Source organism: Pseudomonas sp. SST3 (genome assembly GCF_003325755.1).
The window spans coordinates 97,990-119,230 of the sequence record NZ_QORI02000010.1 but is presented as its reverse complement, the minus strand read 5'-3'; the positions used below and the strand labels follow the sequence as shown (position 1 = coordinate 119,230).

General features: G+C 61.7%; 18 protein-coding genes. 10 read left to right on the top strand and 8 right to left on the bottom strand.

Annotated features, from left to right (window positions below):
* Window position 1: 1 nt before the first annotated feature.
* Window positions 2–964, bottom strand: a complete 963-nt coding sequence (locus tag DQ405_RS12340) for a YbgA family protein (RefSeq protein ID WP_168424573.1) — start codon at window positions 962–964, stop codon at window positions 2–4.
* Between the two features lie 328 nt (window positions 965–1,292).
* Here DQ405_RS12340 and DQ405_RS12335 point away from each other — a divergent pair, with 328 nt between their 5' ends.
* The gene (locus DQ405_RS12335; RefSeq protein ID WP_168424500.1) at window positions 1,293–2,192 is read left to right on the top strand and encodes a TIGR01777 family oxidoreductase; all 900 of its coding nucleotides are present in this window, start codon (window positions 1,293–1,295) and stop codon (window positions 2,190–2,192) included.
* A 69-nt stretch (window positions 2,193–2,261) separates the two neighbouring features.
* Entirely contained in the window at window positions 2,262–3,287 is a 1,026-nt protein-coding gene (gene hemH / locus DQ405_RS12330; RefSeq protein WP_168424499.1) for a ferrochelatase, read from the top strand.
* A gap of 18 nt (window positions 3,288–3,305) precedes the next feature.
* On the opposite strand, the gene DQ405_RS12325 is transcribed toward hemH, so the two are convergent.
* Window positions 3,306–3,752, bottom strand: coding sequence for a PAS domain-containing protein (locus tag DQ405_RS12325; RefSeq protein ID WP_168424498.1), 447 nt, complete (start codon window positions 3,750–3,752; stop codon window positions 3,306–3,308).
* Window positions 3,753–3,868: 116 nt separating this feature from the next.
* Here DQ405_RS12325 and DQ405_RS12320 point away from each other — a divergent pair, with 116 nt between their 5' ends.
* From DQ405_RS12320 to nahK, 5 genes are all read left to right on the top strand, one after another.
* Window positions 3,869–4,810, top strand: a complete 942-nt coding sequence (locus DQ405_RS12320; protein WP_168424497.1) for a MerR family transcriptional regulator — start codon at window positions 3,869–3,871, stop codon at window positions 4,808–4,810.
* Window positions 4,811–4,911: 101 nt separating this feature from the next.
* Window positions 4,912–7,440, top strand: a complete 2,529-nt coding sequence (pqqF, locus tag DQ405_RS12315; protein ID WP_168424496.1) for a pyrroloquinoline quinone biosynthesis protein PqqF — start codon at window positions 4,912–4,914, stop codon at window positions 7,438–7,440.
* Window positions 7,441–7,723: 283 nt separating this feature from the next.
* Window positions 7,724–8,911: a porin gene (locus DQ405_RS12310; RefSeq protein ID WP_168424495.1), complete on the top strand. Its 1,188-nt coding sequence runs from the start codon at window positions 7,724–7,726 to the stop codon at window positions 8,909–8,911.
* 235 nt (window positions 8,912–9,146) lie between these two features.
* Entirely contained in the window at window positions 9,147–10,286 is a 1,140-nt protein-coding gene (nosP, locus tag DQ405_RS12305) for a nitric oxide-sensing protein NosP (RefSeq protein ID WP_178114103.1), read from the top strand.
* Window positions 10,204–12,852, top strand: a complete 2,649-nt coding sequence (nahK, locus tag DQ405_RS12300) for a hybrid sensor histidine kinase/response regulator NahK/ErcS' (protein ID WP_241729962.1) — start codon at window positions 10,204–10,206, stop codon at window positions 12,850–12,852. Before nosP ends, nahK begins: the two co-directional genes overlap by 83 nt.
* Before the next feature lie 107 nt (window positions 12,853–12,959).
* Here the strand turns inward: nahK and DQ405_RS12295 are convergent, their stop codons facing one another.
* The 6 genes from DQ405_RS12295 to DQ405_RS12270 form a co-directional block, all read right to left on the bottom strand.
* The gene (locus DQ405_RS12295) at window positions 12,960–13,625 is read right to left on the bottom strand and encodes a response regulator transcription factor (protein ID WP_168424492.1); all 666 of its coding nucleotides are present in this window, start codon (window positions 13,623–13,625) and stop codon (window positions 12,960–12,962) included.
* A 304-nt stretch (window positions 13,626–13,929) separates the two neighbouring features.
* Window positions 13,930–14,721: an ABC transporter permease gene (locus tag DQ405_RS12290; RefSeq protein ID WP_168424491.1), complete on the bottom strand. Its 792-nt coding sequence runs from the start codon at window positions 14,719–14,721 to the stop codon at window positions 13,930–13,932.
* 56 nt (window positions 14,722–14,777) lie between these two features.
* Entirely contained in the window at window positions 14,778–15,506 is a 729-nt protein-coding gene (locus DQ405_RS12285; RefSeq protein ID WP_168424490.1) for an ABC transporter ATP-binding protein, read from the bottom strand.
* Complete coding sequence (locus DQ405_RS12280; RefSeq protein WP_168424489.1) at window positions 15,503–16,474, bottom strand: YVTN family beta-propeller repeat protein; 972 nt, start codon at window positions 16,472–16,474, stop codon at window positions 15,503–15,505. The genes DQ405_RS12285 and DQ405_RS12280 overlap by 4 nt, the downstream gene beginning before the upstream one ends.
* 32 nt (window positions 16,475–16,506) lie before the next feature.
* Complete coding sequence (locus tag DQ405_RS12275) at window positions 16,507–17,013, bottom strand: tetratricopeptide repeat protein (protein ID WP_241729960.1); 507 nt, start codon at window positions 17,011–17,013, stop codon at window positions 16,507–16,509.
* Complete coding sequence (locus DQ405_RS12270) at window positions 17,010–18,203, bottom strand: ABC transporter substrate-binding protein (RefSeq protein WP_168424487.1); 1,194 nt, start codon at window positions 18,201–18,203, stop codon at window positions 17,010–17,012. The genes DQ405_RS12275 and DQ405_RS12270 overlap by 4 nt, the downstream gene beginning before the upstream one ends.
* A gap of 154 nt (window positions 18,204–18,357) precedes the next feature.
* Here DQ405_RS12270 and DQ405_RS12265 point away from each other — a divergent pair, with 154 nt between their 5' ends.
* The 3 genes from DQ405_RS12265 to DQ405_RS12255 are packed head-to-tail and all read left to right on the top strand — an operon-like array spanning window position 18,358 to window position 20,776.
* Window positions 18,358–18,795, top strand: a complete 438-nt coding sequence (locus DQ405_RS12265) for a copper-binding protein (RefSeq protein ID WP_168424486.1) — start codon at window positions 18,358–18,360, stop codon at window positions 18,793–18,795.
* A gap of 59 nt (window positions 18,796–18,854) precedes the next feature.
* Window positions 18,855–20,120 carry a HAMP domain-containing sensor histidine kinase gene (locus DQ405_RS12260; protein ID WP_168424485.1) on the top strand — a complete coding sequence of 422 codons (1,266 nt, stop codon included), beginning with the start codon at window positions 18,855–18,857 and terminating at the stop codon, window positions 20,118–20,120.
* Complete coding sequence (locus tag DQ405_RS12255; protein ID WP_168424484.1) at window positions 20,117–20,776, top strand: response regulator; 660 nt, start codon at window positions 20,117–20,119, stop codon at window positions 20,774–20,776. Before DQ405_RS12260 ends, DQ405_RS12255 begins: the two co-directional genes overlap by 4 nt.
* The last annotated feature ends 465 nt before the right edge of the window (window positions 20,777–21,241 follow it).

The following is a 21,241-nucleotide window of genomic DNA, read 5'->3' as shown; positions in this document are numbered from 1 at the left end:
ATCAGATGCCGTTGCGCAAGCTGAGGTCTTCGGGATGCGGCTGCAGGTAGGCCTGGTTAGCAACGTAGCGATCCGGATGCCGACGAAAGTGGTGCTTGAGCAGCGTCAGCGGCACTACCAGAGGCACGATTCCATCGCGGTACTGGGTGATCAGGTGTTGCAGTTCCTGTTTGTCCTCGCGCCCAAGGTCGTGCTTGAGATAGCCACTCAGATGCTGCAGCACGTTGCTGTGGTTGCCGCGTGATGCGGCTTTCTTCAGTGCCAACATCAGCTGGCTGAAGTAGGGCGGTGCGAACTCATCCAGCGGGGTATTGCCGATCGTTGCTACTCGTTGGCCGAGTGCCTTGTATTGCTGCGGGTCGTTCGCCATCAGCTGGTACTTGTAGCGCGAGTGGAAATCCACCAGCGCTTTGCGCGTCAGGCCCAGGCGCAGCAAGCGCTGCCATTCGGCATACGCGAAAACTCGGGTCAGGAAGTTCTCCCGCAACACCGGGTCGTTGAGTCGGCCATCCTCCTCGATGGGCAGATCCGGCCGCGCCTCTATCAGGACGCGGGCAAACAGGCCGGTACCTCCGCCATCGATTGGATGGCCGTTGGATTGGTAGACCTTTACCCGCTCCATGCCGCAAGAGGGGGATTTTTGCATGAGGATGTAGCCGCTGAGATCGTCGCGCTCGGCTGCAATCTGCTCGCCATAGGCGGTTAACGCATCGCTGACATCCCGCTCCGTATGCACCGTACCGACGGCGCGGGGGCTGGCAGGGTCGCCAACCAGCCGGATAGGCTCGCGCGGCGTACCCAGGCCAATGGCTACTTCGGGGCAGATCGGCACGAACTCGAAGTGACGAGCCAACGTATCACTGCACAGTCGCGACTCCTTGTGGCCGCCGTTGAAGCGCACCGGATTGCCCAGCAGGCAGGCGCTGATACCGATCTTGATAGTGGGGCGGGACGGCTGAGTCATCGGCTTGGCCTCAATGCGTTCTTGCACGGAAACTTTATTTTGTACAACTTTGTGGCTATCTTAGGCTTGCTCTTGTACAAGTCAACAAGGTTGTACAACTTATTGGTGCAGCTCAAAGCTGTCAGTATGAGGAGCTGCTCATGGGCGAACTGACAGGCTGGTACGACGTTTACCACTCAGTTCAGTTGCTGTATCGGTTTCGCTTAATCGGCCGTGTCGTCTAAAAAATCTATACATGGGCGCTTATGCGTACAGGTCTATCATCAAGGCATCGACCGGTGACCGTTTGGGTACGGGCCGGCTATTCGCTGATTCATGGAGGCCACGCATGAATATATTGCTGACCGGAGGGACTGGCCTGATCGGGCGAGAACTGTGCAGGCGCTGGGTGGCCGAAGGAAACAGCCTTTGGGTGTGGAGCCGCTCACCCGAACGGGTGGCCGAACGTTGCGGCGAGACGGTGACGGGAATCGGTCAACTGGAGGAACTGGGTCAGATGCCGCTGGATGCGATCATCAATCTGGCCGGTGCGCCGATCGCCGATCGCCCCTGGACCCGATCGCGGCGGCTGTTGCTCTGGAGCAGCCGGGTCAACCTGACTGAACAGCTGATCGAGTGGCTGTCTGGGCGCGAGCAGCAACCGCAGGTACTGATATCCGGTTCGGCGGTTGGCTGGTACGGAGATGGCGGCGAGCGCGAGCTGCACGAGCAGGACGCCCCGGTCACCAACGATTTCGCGGCCCAGCTATGTAACGCCTGGGAGGAAAGCGCCCTGCGTGCGCAGCGTCTTGGTATCCGGGTCGTGTTGGTACGTACCGGTCTGGTGCTGGCGCGCCAGGGTGGGTTCCTACAGCGTCTGGTCCCGCTCTTTCGCCTGGGTCTGGGCGGGCGCCAGGGTAACGGACGGCAATGGATGCCCTGGGTTCATATAGACGATGAAGTTGCCCTGATAGATTTTCTGTTGCGGCAGCCTGCCGCGCAGGGCCCCTACAATGCCTGCTCGCCGCAACCGGTACGCAACGCCGACTTCGCCAAGGCGCTGGGCCGCAGCTTGGGCAAACCGACCGTGATACCTGTTCCGGCATTGGCGTTGAAGGCCGGATTGGGTGAGTTGTCCGGGTTGATTCTGGGCGGACAGAAGGCGGTCCCATCGCGACTGGAGGCGGAAGGTTTTCGCTTTCGCTTCGTCGGCCTGGATGCGGCATTGGCGGACCTGCGCAAGCCGTAGGGCCTGTGTGAAAATAGCGCGCCGACCGATGGGATGGCGGATTCTCTAAATCAGTAGTCAGGAATGTGCATGACTGAGCAGGCGTTGTTATTGGTCAACCTGGGTTCGCCCGCTTCTACCGAGGTGGCCGACGTCCGGCGCTATCTCAACCAGTTCCTGATGGACCCTTATGTGGTCGATCTGCCGTGGCCCCTTCGGCGCCTGCTGGTATCGCTGATTCTCGTCAAACGCCCGGCGCAGTCGGCCCATGCGTATGCCTCGATCTGGTGGCCCGAGGGGTCGCCGCTGGTGGTGCTCAGCCGGCGTCTGACCGATGCGGTACGGCCTTACTGGACCGAGGGTCCGGTGGAACTGGCGATGCGGTACGGTGAGCCGTCCATCGAAGGGTCATTGGTCAGGCTCGCGAAGCAGGGCATCAAGCAGGTGACATTCGCACCGCTGTATCCGCAGTTCGCCGATAGCACCACTACCACCGCGATAGCGGAGGCGCAGCGGGTGATCCGCTACAAGCGTCTCGACATCAAACTCTCGATCCTGCAGCCGTTTTACGACCAGCCGGAATACCTCGATGCGCTGGTGGACAGCGTCAGGCCGCACCTGGCCCAGCAATTCGATCATTTGCTACTGAGCTTTCATGGCCTGCCCGAGCGCCATCTGCACAAGACCGATCCGACGGGCTCGCATTGCCTGAAAACCACAGATTGCTGCCAGCGAGCCGAAGGTGAGGTACTCGCCAGCTGCTACCGCGCCCAATGCTTGCAGAGCGCCGCTGCGTTTGCCGACCGTGCCGGATTGGCAGCAGGGCAGTGGTCGGTGTCGTTTCAGTCGCGTTTGGGCCGTGCCAAGTGGATCGAGCCTTACACCGAGGCGCATCTGGAAGAGCTGGCTGCCAAAGGGGTGAAGAAACTGCTGGTGATGTGCCCGGCATTCGTTGCGGATTGCATCGAAACACTGGAAGAGATCGGCGACCGTGGCCGCGAGCAGTTCGTCGCGGCGGGAGGGGAAGAGCTACAGCTGATTCCCTGCATGAATACGCACGAAAGCTGGGTCCGGTCGCTGGTTGCACTGTGCCGCCGGGCACCGCAGGCGCTCTAGTGAAGCGCGGACGCGATATCAGCGCTTCAGTTCGGCAAGTTGCTGTTTGAGCTGCCGAACCTCGGCTTCCAGTTCGCGGATGCGCTGCTTGGCCTCGACTTCGGCGCTGACGTCCTTCTGGATGCCGATGAAATAGGTGAGCCGGTCACCTTCGTTGAATACCGGCGTGATCGACAGCTCGTTCCAGAACGTGCTGCCGTCCTTGCGGTAATTGCGGATGATCTGGCGGCAGGGCTGGCTGGCCCTGATTGCTTCGCGAATGGCCGTAACACCTAGCTGGTCGCGATCCTCTGCCTGTAGAAAACGACAATCCTGGTAGAGAATCTCATCCACTTCGTAGCCGGTCAGGCGCTGGAACGCAGGATTGGCGTAGATGAGGATATTGTCTTCGCCTTCCTGCTCGGCCACCACGATCCCATCGTTGGAGGCGTCGATTACCAGTTGCAGCAGTTTGGCGTTGATCATCCTGGCGTCTCCCATGCGTGGTCGCGACATTCTAGAGCAACTTCGGCCGGCGCCGCATAGCGGCCGGGGACCCTGGGCTACAATGCGCCGATTCTTCTGCATGAGCTGCCAGCGCTATGACCGAACCCGCCCGCGCGTCCACGCTCCCGCTCCCTGATTCGATCGAGCGGGATGAGCTGTTTCCCATTCGGGAAGTGTCACGTCTGACAGGGGTCAATCCGGTCACGCTACGCGCCTGGGAACGCCGCTACGGTCTGATACAGCCGACTCGCACCGAAAGCGGCCATCGCCTCTACTCCATGGCCGATATCGAGGCGGTACGCAGCATCCTCGCTTGGACCGAACGTGGCGTTGCGGTAAGCAAGGTGGGCAGCATCCTTTCGCGCAGCGCTGCAGAACCAGCAGAGCAAGAAGCGGCGGCAGACGAGTGGACTGAATGGATGGGGCAGGTGCAACGCGCCGTGAGTGGTTTCGATGAGTCCCGGCTGGATCAGGTCTACGGGCAGATCTTTTCCAATTACCCGCTGCCGGTGGTTTTCCAGGACGTACTGCTGCCGGTGTGGCAGCAGCTGTTGCGGCGTCAGAAGGAGTATGGCCGGGCCAGCGAGTGGCTGTTTCTCGATGCCTTCCTCCGCGGCCGCGTGTTGCAACGGTTGCAGCACGTTAGCAGCCACGCGGAAGGCCGGGTTTTGCTGGCAGCGGTGGCGGGGCAATGCCGGGAACTGGAACTGCTGGTCAGTGGATTATTGATGTCCGGCGATACCGTTGCAGTGAACGTGCTGGCGCTCGGTCAGCCGCTCGATGAGCTGCCGCTTGTCTGCGACCGGGTGCGTCCCCGCGCGCTGGTGCTCTATTCCAATGTGCCGCCCAGCGCCGTGCTGTTACGACAGCTGACCATACTTGCGCAGGGCCTCGACTGTCCGCTGGCAATGGCGGGTGAGGCGGCGGAACTCTCGGAAGACAGCCTGCTCGGATCGCCAATTGCCTGTCTTGGCAAGTCCGGTAAGTCGATGCAGCGCCGCCTCCAGCAATTTCTCGATGGCCGCCTGGACACCTAAGGGTTGTTGAGCGGCGCGTAGGGCTCAATGCTTAAGCATCATTGTGCTGGTCGCGACTTGGCGCGATGCTCACCGAACCCGCTAAAACACAAGGGCCGCCAATGCGCCAGCTACTCGATCCTGCTCAATGCCCGCCACAAGTGACCCTGAGCGGAGGGTTGCGGGTGCGCCTGTTGCCGTTGCCGCACAGCTCGCAGGCTGCGGTCCTGGTGCGGGTTCATGCAGGTTTCCACGACGCCTCCTGGGAGTACCCAGGGCTGGCGCATTTTCTCGAACACTTGCTGTTTCTCGGCAGCCGCGATTATCCCGCCGAGCAGAGCCTGATGCCGTTCGTTCAGGGGCGCGGCGGGCAGCTGAACGCGTCGACCCGGGAGCGCCATACCGATTTCTTCTTTCAGCTTCCGGACGACCAGCTCGAAGAAGGCCTGCGCCGTCTACTGGACATGCTGGCGCATCCGCTGCTCGACCCGGCTGCGCAGCTGCGTGAGCGCGAGGTGCTGCACGCTGAATTCCTCGCTCGCGCTCAGGACGTCGAAACGCTGTGCGACGCCGCATTGAGCACCGTCTTCGAGCCGGACCACCCGTTCGCCGGGTTTCACGCCGGCAACCGCGACACCTTGCCGGTCGAAGACGCTCAGTTTCAGCAGGCGTTGCGGCGGTACCACCGGCGCTTCTACCACAGCGGCCAGATCGAGCTGCTCCTGGCCGGACCTCAGACTGCCGAGGAGCTGCAACGGCTCGCTGCTCTGGCGGACGGCTCGCTTGCACCCGGTCGCGTCGTCACCCGCTCCGCGCCTGCGCTGCGCTGCGACCGTGATGCCTGGCTACGGTTGCACATCCAGAAAGCGCAGCCGCGACTGCACCTAGCGTTTGCCCTGGACGGCATGCCCGAGCATTGCGCGCCGGCATTGGATTATCTCTCGACATGGATCGCATCCGAGGCGCCTGGTGGGCTTGTCCAGCGGCTACGCGACAAAGATCTATGCCAATCGGTAAAGCTGCGCGTGCCGTATTGGTATGCGGGGCAGGGCGTTGTGGTCGTCGAGCTGCAGCTCACAGAGCGAGGGCTGAGCGAGCGGGCACTGGTCGTTGAGGCGGTGCTCGATTGGTTGCGCTTCTTCTCGGATGACGGGCGCTGGCAGCCGTGTCGCGACGAGTATCGACGCGTACGTCGGCGAAGCCTGCAAGTCGCCGAGCCGCTGATGCGCTTGCGCCACTGGGTAGAGCCGCAGGCCTGGGGCGGTGACAGCGACGAAGCTGCGATCCGCCACGCGCTGAGCTGCCTGTTGAGGCAAATGATCGACGCGGGCCCGCTGATTCTCACCGCTGATAGGGCTGGCTGCGAACCCATTGAGTCCCAGGGCTTCCCCTTGCGCCTGGCTTACGAGCCGCCGCAGCATGCTGAGCCGAACCCCTGGGGCTGGCAACAGCCGGCGCCCAACCCCTGGTTGCGGCCCAGCGCCGAACGGTGCGAGCCGCACGAGTTGCCGCAGGCGCTGCGCTGGCTTGGACCGGCAGATGCGAACGCGCAGGCCGCGCTCTTTTTGCGCTGGCAGTTCGCCGCCGGCCAGCCGCCGTCGGGGCTTTGGCAGGCGGTGTCGCATGCGATGCGGTCGAGTCGCTGGGCGGCGCAGCAGGCGGGTGTGTTGCTGCGGTTCGAAGATATGGGCAGCGTGTGGAGCCTCGGATTACAGGGCTTCGCAGAGGCCATACCGGCGATAGCAGGCGACCTGGCGCTTCTGCTGGCTGAGCCGCCGGCTGTCTCGCTTGCGCAGGGCCGCCGACTTGCCGAACGAGATGCTGCGCTCGGTGGCGACGACATGCTGATTCGCCAATTGCTCCAACGCTTGCCTCGGCTGTTGGCGAGCGGGATGACGGGGGGGCAGGGTGCAGCGCTTGACCATTCCACCTTGTTTGGGTGCTGGCAGACGGCGCAGTGGCAAGGCGTGGCAGTGGGATTTGAGCCGGCCTTGAGCGGCCCGCTCGGCGATGCGCTCAACCTATTACCGGGGGCGCCTGAAGCAACACCGACGGTCGCAAGCACCGCTCCGCCGCGCGATCACTGGCACGATGTCAGCGGTGGGGCGGCAGCGAATGAAACGGCCTTGGTTCTGTTCTGCCCACTGCCGGAACGCTCGTCCCAATGCGAGGCGTCGTGGCGAGTACTGGCGCGGTTGATCGAAGGCGAATTCTTTCGTCGTCTGCGTAGTGAGCTGCAGCTGGGCTATGCCGTGTTCAGTCGCTTCCACCAACCCGGCGGTCAGTCGGGAATGCTGTTCGGCGTGCAGTCGCCCTCGGCTTCGGCCGGAGAGATCCTTGAACAGATCCACGCCTTTCTCGCGAGCTTTGCGCTGAAACTGGCGGATCAGCCGGCTGCAGCAGTCGAGCGAGCGGCAATCGAAGCGGGTGAACGGCACCTCATGGGACCTACCGACCTGCGCGCTTGGGCCGATCAGGTCTGGCAGTGCTGCTTGGCTGGGCATGAGGTTACACGTTCTAGCCAGGTTGCCGCAGCCATGCGCAGCTTGCGGCGCGACGACCTGAGCGCTGCCCTGGAAGCCCTGCGTGCAGCGATCGGTGGCTGGGTGGTGGTCGCCAACGCACCTGCGCCGGATGCGCGCTGGCGCTGAGACCACCGCAACCCAGTTCGCCCCTACCAAGCCTGTCCCGCGACTGGTCGTCTCCGGCGGCCGGTGCCTTCCGGGCGCGTATTGCCTGCGCCATCCGTAAGCGCAACGGACTACTACCTAAGCGCTGCTTCTTCCAGCTTGCGCCTCATCTGCTTAAGCACCGGCCAATGCCTACCGGCGAAAGCACTAGCCAATCGCCGCTATCGCAGCGTATGGGCGCCTCCCTGTGCTTTCGATAATCCGCTTCGACACGACTGCCCGTCGTCACACAGCGGAGAGCGCCATGCACAACAAGAAGAAAGCGGTTACCCCTTTATTGCCGTTGGCTCTGGCCAGCGCGATTGCCATGACCTTGAGCCAACCGGCGGCTGCCGAAATCGTGCTTTACGACAAGGATGACACCACCTTTTCCGTTGATGGCTATTTCAACACCTTCTACGTCAGCAGCGACGTCGATCGTGCCGGTGAGCAGTTTGACCGCGACCAGTCCCGGGTGAAAATGGGCTTTCTGCCCAATTACATCGGTTTCAACTTCGGTAAGCAGCTCGACGATTTGAAAATCGGCGGTCGCTCCTCCTTCTGGGTGACGATCAACGACAGCGACACCAACGGCACCGAGACCGGCATCGACGTTCGTCAGTTCTACGGTACGGCATCTAATGATCAGTGGGGCGAGGTGCTCTTCGGTAAGGACTTCGGCTTGTTCGGCCGGTCCAACATCTTCCTCGACGAAATGCTCACCGGTTACGGTCAGGTCAGCGACACCCTCGGGCTGGTCGATTTCGGCGGCGTTTCATTCGGCAATATCGGCACTGGCTACCCGTACCCGTTCCCGACGTCACAGGTCACCTATCGTTCGCCGGTCATGAGCGGTCTGCGCATCGCCGCCGGTATCATGGATCCGGTCGACACCACGGACGATGCCAGCAGTGCGCTGGACGAGGCCTACCAGGACAGCCCACGCTTCGAAACCGAGATCACCTACCAGTTAGATCTGGCCGGCGCCAAGATCTACTCCTGGGTTAACGGCATGCAGCAGACCTCCAAGAACACCGACAGCAGCGTCGAGGAAGTCGATTCCAAGGGCATCGGCTACGGCGTTCAGGCCAAGATGGGTGCGTTCTCCCTCACTGCGTCGGGCTTCCAGGCGGAGGGCATCAACCCGTTCTATACCAACAACGCGGGCGAAGCACAGCTCCGTGACGTGGACAGCGACGGTTACCTGCTTCAAGGCTCCTATACCTTCGGCAAGAATCGCATTGCGCTGTCGACGGGTAAGACCAAGGATGACGGCAACGGCCTGGGAACCGCCGCCGATTATGAAACCCGCGGACTGGCCTATTTCCGCACCATCAACGACAACCTGAAGCTGGTCGCCGAGGTGAACCAGTTCGAATTGACTGGCCGGGACACCGACGCCCTTGACGAGGACACCCGTACCTTCGCTATCGGTGCCACGCTGAGTTTCTAAGCGCACCGAGTACCATCCAGGCGGTCACCTCTGTCGGGGCGTCCGCCTTTTTTCGTTCGATGAAGGCCCACGCCGAACCTGCGGCCGTTCGCCGATTTGCTACCTTGGCAGGCCGCCGTCGGTACTGAAGTAGCATTTTCGTACCTTATGCCCTGACCAAGAATAGGGACATCCAACGTCGGTGTATGGGGTGCGGTGCGTGATCGAACATGAAGGCGAGGCGATACGCACGGCAATGTCTGAAGCCCAGGACGCCGAGACGGTGGCACAGGATCTGGCGCGCCAGCTGATCCATCCGTATCTCGGTTTCGTGTTGTTCTTCTGCTCGGCCGAATATGACCTTCCAGCCTTGGGCGATGCGCTGCAGCAGTACTTCGGTGGCGTGCGCGTCGTGGGCTGCACCTCGGCCGGCGAAATCACCTCCCAAGGTTACGGCCGTAGCTGCGTCACGGCCGTCGGATTCGATCACCGCAGCTTTTCCATCGCCAGCGAGCTGATCGTCGAAATGGACCGCTTCGGCCTCATCGACGCCCAGCAACTGGTGGAGCGCCTGGGCAGCGATTGCCGCAGCAACTCGCTAGCGCCGATCAAGGATCACAGTTTCGCCCTGACGCTGCTGGACGGTCTGTCCAGCCGCGAGGAAATCGTCCTCTCGGCGCTGAGTGCCGCCTTTGGCAGCATCCCGCATTTCGGCGGTTCGGCCGGTGATGACAACCATCTGACCGATACTCACGTGTACTACGACGGCAAGTTTCATAGCGGTGCGGCCATCGTGGTGCTGATCAATACCTGGCTGGATTTCGAGGTGTTCACCACCCACCACATCCTGCCGCGTAGCGAGAAGCTGGTGGTGACCCAGGCTGACAGCCACGCGCGACGTGTCTACGAACTCAATGCCGAGCCGGCGGCCGAGGAGTACGCACGGCTGATCGGGGTGAGCGTGAGCGATCTCGATCACCGGCTGTTCGCTGCGCACCCGCTGGCGGTGCGCATCAACGAACACTACTACGTGCGCTCGATCCAGAAGGTCAACGATGACCTCAGTCTTACCTTCTACTGCGCGGTGGAGAACGGCATCGTGCTGACCGCCATGCGTCCCGGACCGCTGATGCCCAACCTAGAAGCACTGTTCGAGCGGCTCGAACGACGTCTCGGCTCGCCGCTGCTGACGATAGGCTGCGATTGCTTTCTGCGGCGGCTTGAAATCGAAGCCGATGGATCCACGGAGCAGACCTCCGCTTTTCTCCGACGCCAGCAGGTGATCGGCTTCAACACCTACGGAGAGCAGTTCAATGGCATGCACATCAACCAGACCTTCACCGGCGTCGCCATCGGTCGGCCTGGAGGACGCGGCGGAGAAAGGAGTGCTAGCTGAACTGTTGACGCGGCAAGCCGAGCTCGAGCGCGAAAATGACAAGCTGCGGCGTATCAATACCGCGCTGATCGAACGCATCGAATCCAGCGGCCCCGGTCGCGATGCGTCCTATGCCGCGTTTCAGCATTCGGTCGAGCTGGCTGAGCAGGTGCGTGAACGCACCGATGCGTTGAACCAGGCGATGGCCGAGCTCAAGGCCAGCAACCGGCTGCTCAGCGATGCACGGCTGCGGGCCGAAACCGCCCATCAGCATCTGGTCGATGCCATCGAAAGTATCTCCGACGCCTTCGTGCTGTTCGACAAGGAGCAGCGCATCGTCCTGTTCAACAAGCGCTTCAAATCGATCTGGAGCCGCACGCGTACGCGCATCAACAGCGGCACGCGGCTGTCCGAGGTGCGAAGGTTGGCCGAAAGCAGCGCGCTGATCGCCGAGGAGCATCGAGGCAAGGGCAACGAGCCAACCGTCTACCGGCTGCATACCGGTCGCTGGGTGCAGGTCAGTGAACGGCCGACCCGCGAAGGCGGGCTGGTGATGCTTTATACCGACATCACCGAGGTCAAGGTCAGCGAAACCATGCGCCGCGAACAGGCCCTGGCGCAGAAATCGCGGTTGCTGCAGCGCGCCGTCGACAACCTGTCCCAAGGCGTGGCCATGGTCAGCGCGGACGGCAGCCTAGAACTGTGGAACGGGCGGTTCCTGGAGCTGTGCGGTCTCGCGCCTATCGAGGCGAATCGGCCCTTCGAGGAGGCAATGGCCGACAGCGAGCTCAGGCTACTGACACCCAACACCCGTGACGGCAATGGCCAGCCGTTGACCGAGCTCGAACAGCATTTGTTCGATGGCCGCACCCTGGAAATCCGCACGCATCCGCTGCCCACCGGAGGCTTCGTCAATACCTTCACCGATATCACCGAGCGCTACCGCCATGCCGAGGCGTTGCGTGAAAGCGAGCGCTGGATCCGCCTGATCACCGATCATGTGCCGGCGTTGATCGCCTACGTCTCGGCGGATTTGACCTACGAGTTCACCAACAAGGTTTATGAGGAATGGTATCGCTGGCCCAGCGACGGCATGCTCGGTCGCTGTCTGCGGGAAATTCACAGTGGCGAGCATTGGCAGCAGCTCGAGCCATACATCGAGCGCGCCATGTCCGGTGAGAACGTCAGCTTCGAAATGGCCGAGCCCAACCATTCGGGCCAACCACGCTACATGCTGCGCTCCTACGTACCGAACCGGCAGCCCAACGGCGAGGTGGTCGGCATCTTCGTGCTGATCCAGGACATCACCGACCGGCGCCGAACCGCCGAAGCCCTGCATCAGGCGTATCAGAACCTTGAACAGCGGGTGCGCGAGCGCACGGTAGAGCTGACCTGCCTGAACGAGCAACTGCTTTGTGAAATCGACGAACGCGCCCATGCCGAAGCGCGCCTGCGTGAGGCCAAGCATGAGGCGGAACTGGCCAATCTATCCAAGACCAAGTTCCTCGCTGCGGTCAGCCATGACCTGCTGCAACCGCTCAATGCCGCGCGGCTGTTCACCAGCGCGTTGCTGGAACAACCTGACGCGCCGAACGGGGGGCTGATCCGCAACATCAGCAATTCACTGGAAGACGTGGAGAACCTGCTCGGCACCCTGGTCGACATCTCCAAGCTCGACGCCGGGGTGATCAAGCCGGATATCGCGCCCTTCGCTGTGAGCGAGCTCCTGGAAAACCTGGCCGTGGAGTTCCGACAGATAGCCGGCAGTGAGCAACTGCAGTTGGACTTCATACCTTGCTCAGCATTGGTGCGCAGCGATATCCAATTGCTCGCGCGGATTCTGCGCAACCTGCTCACCAACGCGATTCGCTACACACCCCAAGGCCGGGTGTTGCTCGGCTGTCGGCGCCGGCGCCAAAGCCTCTCGATCGAGGTCTGGGACACGGGTGTAGGAATCGCCGAAGACCGGCTGGAGGAGGTATTCCACGAGTTCAAACGTGGCGAGGGGGTACGTCCCAACCAGGACCGCGGCCTCGGTCTTGGGCTGGCGATAGTCGACAAGATTGCCCGCATGCTCGGTCACCGCATCCAGGTCAGCTCGGTACCGGGGCGCGGCTCGAAGTTCGCCATCGAGGTGCCACTGTCCCGGCGCGCACCGAAGACCCGAGTGGAACCGGCCACCACCGATCTGCTGCTGGAGCGGCTCAAGGGGGCGCGAGTCTGGGTCGTCGACAACGACACTGCGATCTGCGCGGGTATGCGCACTTTGCTCGAAGGCTGGGGCTGCGCCGTGATTACAGCGCTTTCCGAAGAAGATCTGGCGGGCCAAGTGGACAACTTCCACGCCGACGCCGATCTGATCATCGCCGATTACCATCTGGACAACGGCTGTAATGGTGTCGATGTGGTCGCCACGGTCAACGCTCGGCGCGCCAGTCCGTTGCCGGCCTTGATGATCACGGCCAATTACAGCAACGAGCTCAAACAGCAGGTCAGGGCGCTCGGGCACATGCTGATGCACAAGCCAGTACGCCCGATGAAGCTGAAGACCGCGATCTGTCACATGATGGAGCACGGTAGTTTGTGAAGAAGTGGAGCGGCCAGCTCTTTTCGCGAGCTAGCTCGCTCCTACAGGCTCTGCGCGACGGTTCTCGTAGGAGCGAGCTTGCTCGCGAAGGCATCTGCGCGTAGGACTCAGCGGCGCAGATACGCGGTGAAATCGATATCCCCGGCCGACAGGATCGCCTGTACCCGGTTGTGCACGTTGAGCTTGCGCAAGATCGCCGAGACATGCGCCTTAACGGTGGTTTCAGCGATGTCGAGGTTGTAGGCGATCTGCTTGTTCGATTCGCCTTTGGTCATGCGCTCCAATACCAGTAGCTGCTTGCGAGTCAGTGCCTGGAGCAGTTCGGGCGGGATGCTCTGCTCGTTGTGCTGCGCGCGGCGAGTGCTGGCCTTCTGGCTGCGGATGATGTCCGAAGGCAGGTAGACATTGCCGTTGAGGATCTGCTCGATGGCGTCGGTCATTTGTGCGCGCGGTGAGGACTTGGTGATGAAGCCGCAGGCGCCGTAGGTGATGGCTTGTAGCACGACCTGCTTGTCCTGCTCGGCCGAGACGATGACTACCGGAATGGTCGGTGCCTCGTTGCGCAGATTGATCAGGCCATTGAGCCCATGCATGCCGGGCATGTTCAGATCCAGCAGTACCAGGTCTAGATCGTCGTTTTCCAGCGTTATCGCCAGTGCGCTGTCGAGGTCGGCGGTTTCGAGAATGTCACTGCCGGGAAAGCCGTCGCGGATGACGTTATGGATGGCTTCGCGAAACAGCGGATGGTCATCAGCAATCAGTATCTTGTACATGGCCGGTCACCTCATTGTTGTGATTATGGTGGGGTAGATCGGAAAAGGCCTTTGGTCCGTGCAGCTTTGTCGATCAGCGGCAAGGCGTTGCGCTGACCCATCTCTCAGTGAGTGGCTGTCGCTACCGCGGGCTTGTCAGCCCTTCGACGTTATTCGAGGAGCGGAGGCTAGGGCTTCGGCAGGGCCTCTATGGACGAGCGGCGCGCAGCATCAGTACTTCGGTCGGCCACATTACAGAGCAATGAACCCCAATTGGGAATCCTACGATCGACAGGAAAACCAGTACCAAAGTAGTAATTGGACGTCAGGCCGACCGGCGTAGCGCGGCGTGCTGCGGATTGAAGCTGAGCACGGCAAGCAGGCTGAACACTAGCGTCAGGCCGAGGCAGACCGCCATCGCCACCGGGTTGAAGCGCTCATAGAGCGCATAACGCACCAGTTCCACCGCATAGGTGAACGGATTGAGCGAGCAAAGCCAGAACAGCCATTCATTCGCCTCGCGCATTTTCCACAATGGATAAAGCGCCGAAGACAGGAAAAACATCGGAAAGATGACGAAATTCATCACCCCGGCGAAGTTCTCCAGTTGGCGGATTCCGTTGGACAGCAACAGGCCGAGGGCACTGAGCAGCAGCGCCACCAGCAACAGCGTGGGGAGAGCCGTGAGCAGACCAACCGCTGGTGGCTGCACCCCGTAGAACCAAGCGATGGCGAGAAAAGCGTAGACCTGCAGCAGCGAGATCAAGGCAGTTGCCAGCATTTTGCTCGCCAGCAGGAAGCTGCGCGGCAGCGGACTGGTGAGCAACACCCGCATGCTGCCCATTTCCCGGTCGTAGACCATCGACAGCGAACCCTGCATGCCATTGAACAGCAGGATCATGCAGGTCAGGCCCGGCACGATATAGGTCTCGTAAGTGATGTAGGTGTCGTACGGCTCGATGATTGCGATGCCCAGCGCCGCGCGAAAACCGGCAGCGAACACCACCAGCCAAAGCAGCGGGCGCACCAGGGCGCTGAAGAAACGCGAGCGCTGCTGGACGAAACGCAGCCATTCGCGCCAAACGATGGCACGTAGGCATTCCCAATAGGCAGTCATGGCGATGGCTCCAGGATCTGGCGCGGGGCAGGGCGACACGGGTTGATCGCGGCGCATCAGGCTGCTGCCAAATTGCGAGTCAGGCGAGCGAAGGCCTGTTCCAGGCTTTCATCCGCTGCGGATAGCGAGTCGGCGCGCCCCTGCGCCACGAGACTGCCGCGGTTGAGAATGATGAGATCGTCACTGGCCTGCACTTCGTCGAGCAGGTGGGTCGTCCAAAGTACGCTCATGCCTTCGTCGTGGCAGAGCGCCCGTACATGAGCGTTGAGTGCTTGGCGACTGGCCGGATCGAGACCGGCGCTGGCTTCGTCTAGCAACAGTAAGCAGGGCCTGTGCAAAAGCGCACGGGCTATTTCGACACGCCGCCGATGGCCACCGTTGAGTTCGCGCACCATGGTGTTGCGTCGTTCACCCAGCTGCTGGCGCTCCAGCTCCAGCTCGATGCGTTCGTTCGCCAGCCCGGGCGGCATTCCATGCAGGGCCGCGTGGTAACGCAGGTTCTGCTCGACGCTGAGGTCGAGATCCAGCGTGCTCTGCTGGAACACCACGCCCAGACGCCGCAACGCCTCGCGCGGCTGGCGGCGCAGACTGTAACCGGCCACGCGAATGTCGCCCTGTTGCAGGTCGTAGAGGCGTGTGAGCAGCGCAATCAGCGTCGACTTGCCGGCGCCGTTGGGGCCGAGCAGGGCGGTGAAACGCCCCGTCGCTGTGCTGAAGCTGACGTTTTGCAACGCCTGGCGAGGACCATAGGCGAAGCCCAGGTCATCCACCTGCAGCGCGATCATGGCGTGACCACCACACCCCACGGGTAGCGGCCAACTTTGATCGATTTGACTACCTTGAGCGTACCGACGTCGATTACCGAAACGTCGCCGCTGACGCCGTTGGTGGTCAGCAGTTGGCTCTCGTCGAGGTTGAATGCCATGTGCCAGACGCGCCGACCGACCAGCAGGTAGTCGAGCACCTCGTAGGTTTTAGCGTCGACCACGGCAATATGGTTGGCCGGGCCGAGGGCGACGAAGGCGTACTTGCGGTCCGAGCTGAGCTTGATGCCGACCGGCTGGACCTTGTCGCGGTGGACGCCCTTGATCTGGAAGTCGATGGTTTTGAGAATCTGCCGCTGCTCGACATCCACCACGCTAACCGTTCCGCCGATCTCTGACGAAGCCCAGAGCACCTTGCTGTCCTTGGTGAATTCAACATGGCGCGGTCGTTGATCGACGAGGGTGTTGTCCACCAGCTCGTTGGTGGCGGTATCGATCCAGTGCAGCATATTGGTGGTTTCGCTGGTGTTGACCGCCCACTTGCCGTCCGGGCTGACGGCCATGCCCTCGGGCTCCACCCCGACATCGATTTGCGCCCGTACCTCTTCGTTATCCACGTCCACCACCGTCACCAGGGCATCGTCCTCGTTGGAGATGTATAGCCAGCGGTTATTGGGGTGCAGGGCGAATTGCTCAGGGTCGGCGCCGGAAGGTAGCTGTTTGATAATCCGGCGCGTGGCAAGGTCCATGACCTGGACGGTGTCCGAGTCACTGGCGCAGATATAGAGCAGTTTGTTGTCGTGCGAGAGCGTCAGGCCGCGCGGACGCTGGCCTACCTCGAGCGTTTCCACGGTCTCGAGGGTATTCAGGTCGATCACGCTTATGCTGTCGTCCTTCTCGTTAGAGACGTAGGCAGTGGCTGCAAGGGTCGATCCGCTGGCGCAGATCAGCGTGCTGGTGATGGCGGTGGCAAGCAGGGTTCGAATCATCTGAAAACTCTCTTGTTGTTGTGTCGTGTACATCAGCGGGTGACGGAATCCGCTTGCTGATCCATGTGTATCAGGTAGTCGTCGGCCTCGGTCTGGCCGCCCTTCGATGCGCTCATCAGCCATTCCCGAGCCGCCTGCCGATCGATTGCAACGCCACGGCCTTCAGCCAATGCGACGCCCCAGTGATAACGCGCAAGGCTGACGTAGCTGGCGTCGTCCGGCTGCTCGGCGCCGCGCTTAAGCAATGCCGCGGCGCGTTCGAGATCCTTGTCGACGCCGCTGCCGCTCTCGTACATCTGCGCCAGCGAAATCATCGAGTAGATGTCCTCCCAGCGCCGTACACAGTCCTCGAAGATCTGCCTGGCTGCATCGAAGTTGCCGGTCTTGGCGGTGACGTAGCCGTACAGGCATTTGATCCGCTTGGGGCTGTCGATGTAGGCCTCGTATCCCAGCTCGTCGGCTCGCCCGGCGGCTGAGGTGAAGATCAGTGCTCCGGACAGCACGGCTGCAACGAGGCGCACGGCGGGAACCGTGTTCATGATTTGGCCTCGCTTAGCCGGCATTCACTTTCCGGTCGATCGAAGCCCAGGGTGTCCAGCTCGCTGGTGGGATGCAGAAAACCATCCTGCGGCGAGTTGGAAACCAGCCCGCGCGGATGCACCAGTGGAATCGGCTGACGTAGCTGACCATTCCAGGGGCGGAAGGTGAGTTTGCGGCCCTTGAAGCCATCCATTGGCAGGGTGTCGCTCAACGAAACCTGACGAATAGTCTGCGGGTCGGTCACACCGAGCTTGGTGATCGCGGTGGCCAGGCTGCGCACGCCGATCCAGGCGGCGAAGTCGCGATCGTTCATCCAGCGATTGGCGAGGGCTTCGAAACGCTTTTGCAGCTGCGCGGCGCCATAGGTCTCGACTGTCTTGTGCCAGCCGGTCGGGGTCATGCCCTGCGTGCCGACTACCGGGCGCGGCAGCCAGGTGTGGTAGGGCACGTACTCGCCGAAATCGCCGCGCTCATCCGCGACCACCACCACGTCGTAGTCGTCGGCTTGGGTGAACAGTGGCATGTCCGCCTGGGCGGTGCGGCGCTGGTCGTTATCGAACGACCAGGGCTTCTCTTCGATGATTTTGTGACCGAAGCGCTTGGCCGCGCGCCGCAGTGCCTCTGCGTAGGTCTGATCCTCTGGCGTCGGGCCGCTGATCAATAACCAGCGGTTCCAGCGGCGTACGGCAAGAAACTGAGCCAAGGCATCGGCCAGCATGCTGCGGCTGGGCAGGGTATGCAGCACATTGGCGAGGCAGTTTGTGGTGCGCAGTTCGTCGCTGGCGCTGCCTGCGTTAATGAGGAGGCTGTTGGGCATTGCATTGGCGAGCTGGCTCAGGTTGGCGGCCGGTGCGTTGACCACGAATAAACGTAAGCCTTCCCGATGCAGCTGACGCGCGTCTTCAAGGAGTTGCTCGGGAGTATCGCTGTTGATGGTCGTCAATGTGTAGCTGTGCTTGAGAAAACGTCCGGTGGTGTTGCTGTCGATGATGGCCAACTCGGCGCCACGCTGCCCGGCATCGATTGGCTCGGGAATCACGTTGGAGAGAAGCGGACCCGGATCCGGGCGGTAACCCAGATACCCGATCCGCACCGACAACGTCTCGCCGGCCACCGGCGCAGCGGTGGCAACAAGCGGGGCGCAGGCGAGGGCGATGAGGTAGCCGGCTCGTTGTACAAAATGGCGCATGGGCAGCTCCTATGGCGTTGCGGCCAGCATAGGAACCATGGCGGGGTGGGGAAATATGCAGAAAGTACCAGTCACTGTGTACCAAGGTAGTAAATAAGCGTCCCGCGGCTGCTCATAGGATAGGGCCACCGATAACAATAACGAGCAGACCCCTATGCCTCCATTCAAAGCGCTGGCGCTCAATTTGCTATTCCTCGGCAGCTTGATCGGCTTCGATCATGCTCACGCGACGGGTGATTTGACGTTGCGCACCCAGGCGCTGCCTGACCTCAAGTTCGGCTCCGAGGAAACGGACTACGCGGTCTCGCAGAAGGAATACCAGCTGGAAACCGGCGTTGCCTATCAGCTCAAGGTCATCACCGACGGGCAAAAGGAATGCGCGTTCCAGGCGCCCGAGTTCGCCCGGTCGATCTTCCTGCGCAAAGTCGAGGCAGGTGGCGTGGAAATCAAGGCCGTTACCCTGGTCGAGCTGGAGTTCGAGGAAGCAGGTGAGGCGGAGATCTTCTTCTTGCCGGTCAAGCCGGGCACCTACCCGTTCTACTGCAAAGGCCTGCAGAACAAGGGGATGGAAGGCCGGTTCGTGGTGAAGTAGCGCGCTCGGCCATGAATCCGGGCCTGCGCAGCGGTCCCACGACGCCGGAGACCCCATGTATGTCCGCTCTCTGGCGAATCTATTTACTGGTCACGCTGTTTTTCGTTCTGGTGGCGGCCGTCTGCCTAGCGGTGCTTTTACGTCAGGCCAGCCATGATGTGCAGCGCGAGCTCAATGCCGCGGCGGCCGTCGTCGAATACCTGAGTGAGATGGCTGAACGCGATCCCGAATCGTTGCGACCAGGGCTCACCGATAGCTTGCGGCATGTTCGCGTGAGCTGGCTGACGGCCGAAGATTCGACAGGGCATGGTGTAGATCAGACGTTCAACGACGGTCTCAGCGCCTGGCTGTATCCCGCCGAGTCGGCGCCGGCAACCGAGCGGTTACTCGCTGACGGCCGGCATCTGCGGATCAGCGTCGATCCGCGCGATGAGGTTGAAGAAGTTCGGGATTCGCTGTTGCAACTGCTGACGCTGTTTGCCCTGGCGCTGTTGCTCAGCCTGCTGGCGATCCGCTGGGCGGTGCGCCCGGGCGTGCGCGTGCTGACCGAGTTGCTCGGCGCGCTGGTGCGCATCGCCGAAGGCCGGCTCGATACTCGACTGTCGTCGCACCGCCTGCCCGAGGCGCGCCGATTGACCGATCACTTCAATCACATGGCTGCAGCCCTCGAGCAGGCGCGGGGCGATAACGATCAGCTCACCCAGGCGTTGATCGCCTTGCAGGAGCGCGAACGCACCCAGCTGGCTCAGGCCCTGCACGATGACCTCGGCCAATATGTCGCTGGTATTCGTGCACGGGCTTGTCTACTGCGTTTACAAGCCGACAAGCCGGACGCAGTACGCGATACCGCGCATCATCTGGAGCAGCACAGCCTCGATCTACAGAACGGCTTTCGCATACTGGTGCGCGATCTCTATCCGGTGATGCTCGACCACCTTTCGCTGGAAAAGGCCATCGAGCAACTTGTCGAGCAGTGGCAGGGCTCGCTGGGAATCGAGTGCCGGCTCCAGCTCCGAGGACCAATTCCGGTTTTGTCCATACAGAACAAGCTTCATCTCTATCGACTGGTGCAGGAAGCGCTGACCAATGTGGCTCGCCATGCGCAGGCCAGCAGCGTTCAGCTGCACCTGCGCGGAAGTGCGAACGGTCTTCGATTGCTGCTTCGTGATAACGGCCATGGTCAGCCGCCAGCTCGGGCAGGCGTTGGTCTGCGGTCGATGCGCGAGCGCGCCCGCTGCCTCGGCGCTCAATTGCGCTTCCGGCATCGCCCTGGAAGCGGATGGGCGCTTTATCTCGATCTGCCATTCAAAGGAGCATCGTCATGAACATCCTGTTGGTAGATGACCATGCGGTGGTTCGGCAGGGCTATGCCAGCCTGCTTACAGCCTTACTGCCGGAGGTAGTCGTGACCGAGGCCGCGAGCGGGGAGCTGGCACTGCAGCGGGTGCAGGAGGTAATTCCCAGCCTCGTCGTACTTGACCTGGGCCTGCCTGGAATCAGCGGACTGGAAACCTGTCGGCGGCTGCGCCAGCGCCTGCCGCTGCTGCCGGTGCTGATTTTCAGCATGCACGATGAGCTGGCGCTGGTCCGCCAGGCTCTCGATGCTGGCGCATCCGGCTATCTGACCAAGCGTTGTGCGCCAGACGTATTGGTCGAAGCGGTGCGCAAGGTGCTTGCTGGACAGCTATTCATCGAGCAGCCGTTGGCGACCGAGTTGGCCTGCCAGCGGCCTTCGGCCACTCCTATGAAAGGCCGTCTGGCTGAAATGACGCCACGCGAGATGGAAATATTCCTCATGCTCGCCCGTGGTATCGGCAAACGCGAGATTGCCGAGCGGCTCTGCATCAGCAGTAAGACCGTTTCCAATCACATGGCGCTGCTCAAGAGCAAACTGGCGGTCAGCTCCCAGGCGGAGATGGTGCATCTGGCCATTGATCACGGGTTGCTGCGCGTCGGTGATCGCACACTATGCGAGGCTTGAACGTTGGATCAAAAGAAGCGCCTGAGCGGTTTCGGCTTGTTCATGTTCTTGAGCTTGGACAATTGATGGTCGGCTCGTCCCGGCCGTTGCGGGCTTTTTACGAGCCCGTTCCTGATAATTTTTTCTAGCGCTCGACGTCAGGCGCACGCGCCCTTTTTCGAAAATCCGCACTGCCTCAGGTCGACTAGCTGAAGCCAATAGAAAGGCCAGCCTCACCAGGGCCCCGGTATTCCAAAAAATCGTATGGACGGTCGGCGATCAGCAGGCCAGAGCCGGCATTGCATCGAGCATCTGGTTCGAAGGCCTTCGTTCCGGATTACTCCGGCGGTAGTAAGACCAATCGCCACGGGGTCGGGAAAAATTCCCGGCAGCACCGGGAATTTTTCCCTGTCGGCGGTGCGCGGAAGCTCTCGATAATCAGTTCTGGCAGTTTGCCAGCCGACATCGGCCAGCATGGAGAGTCGC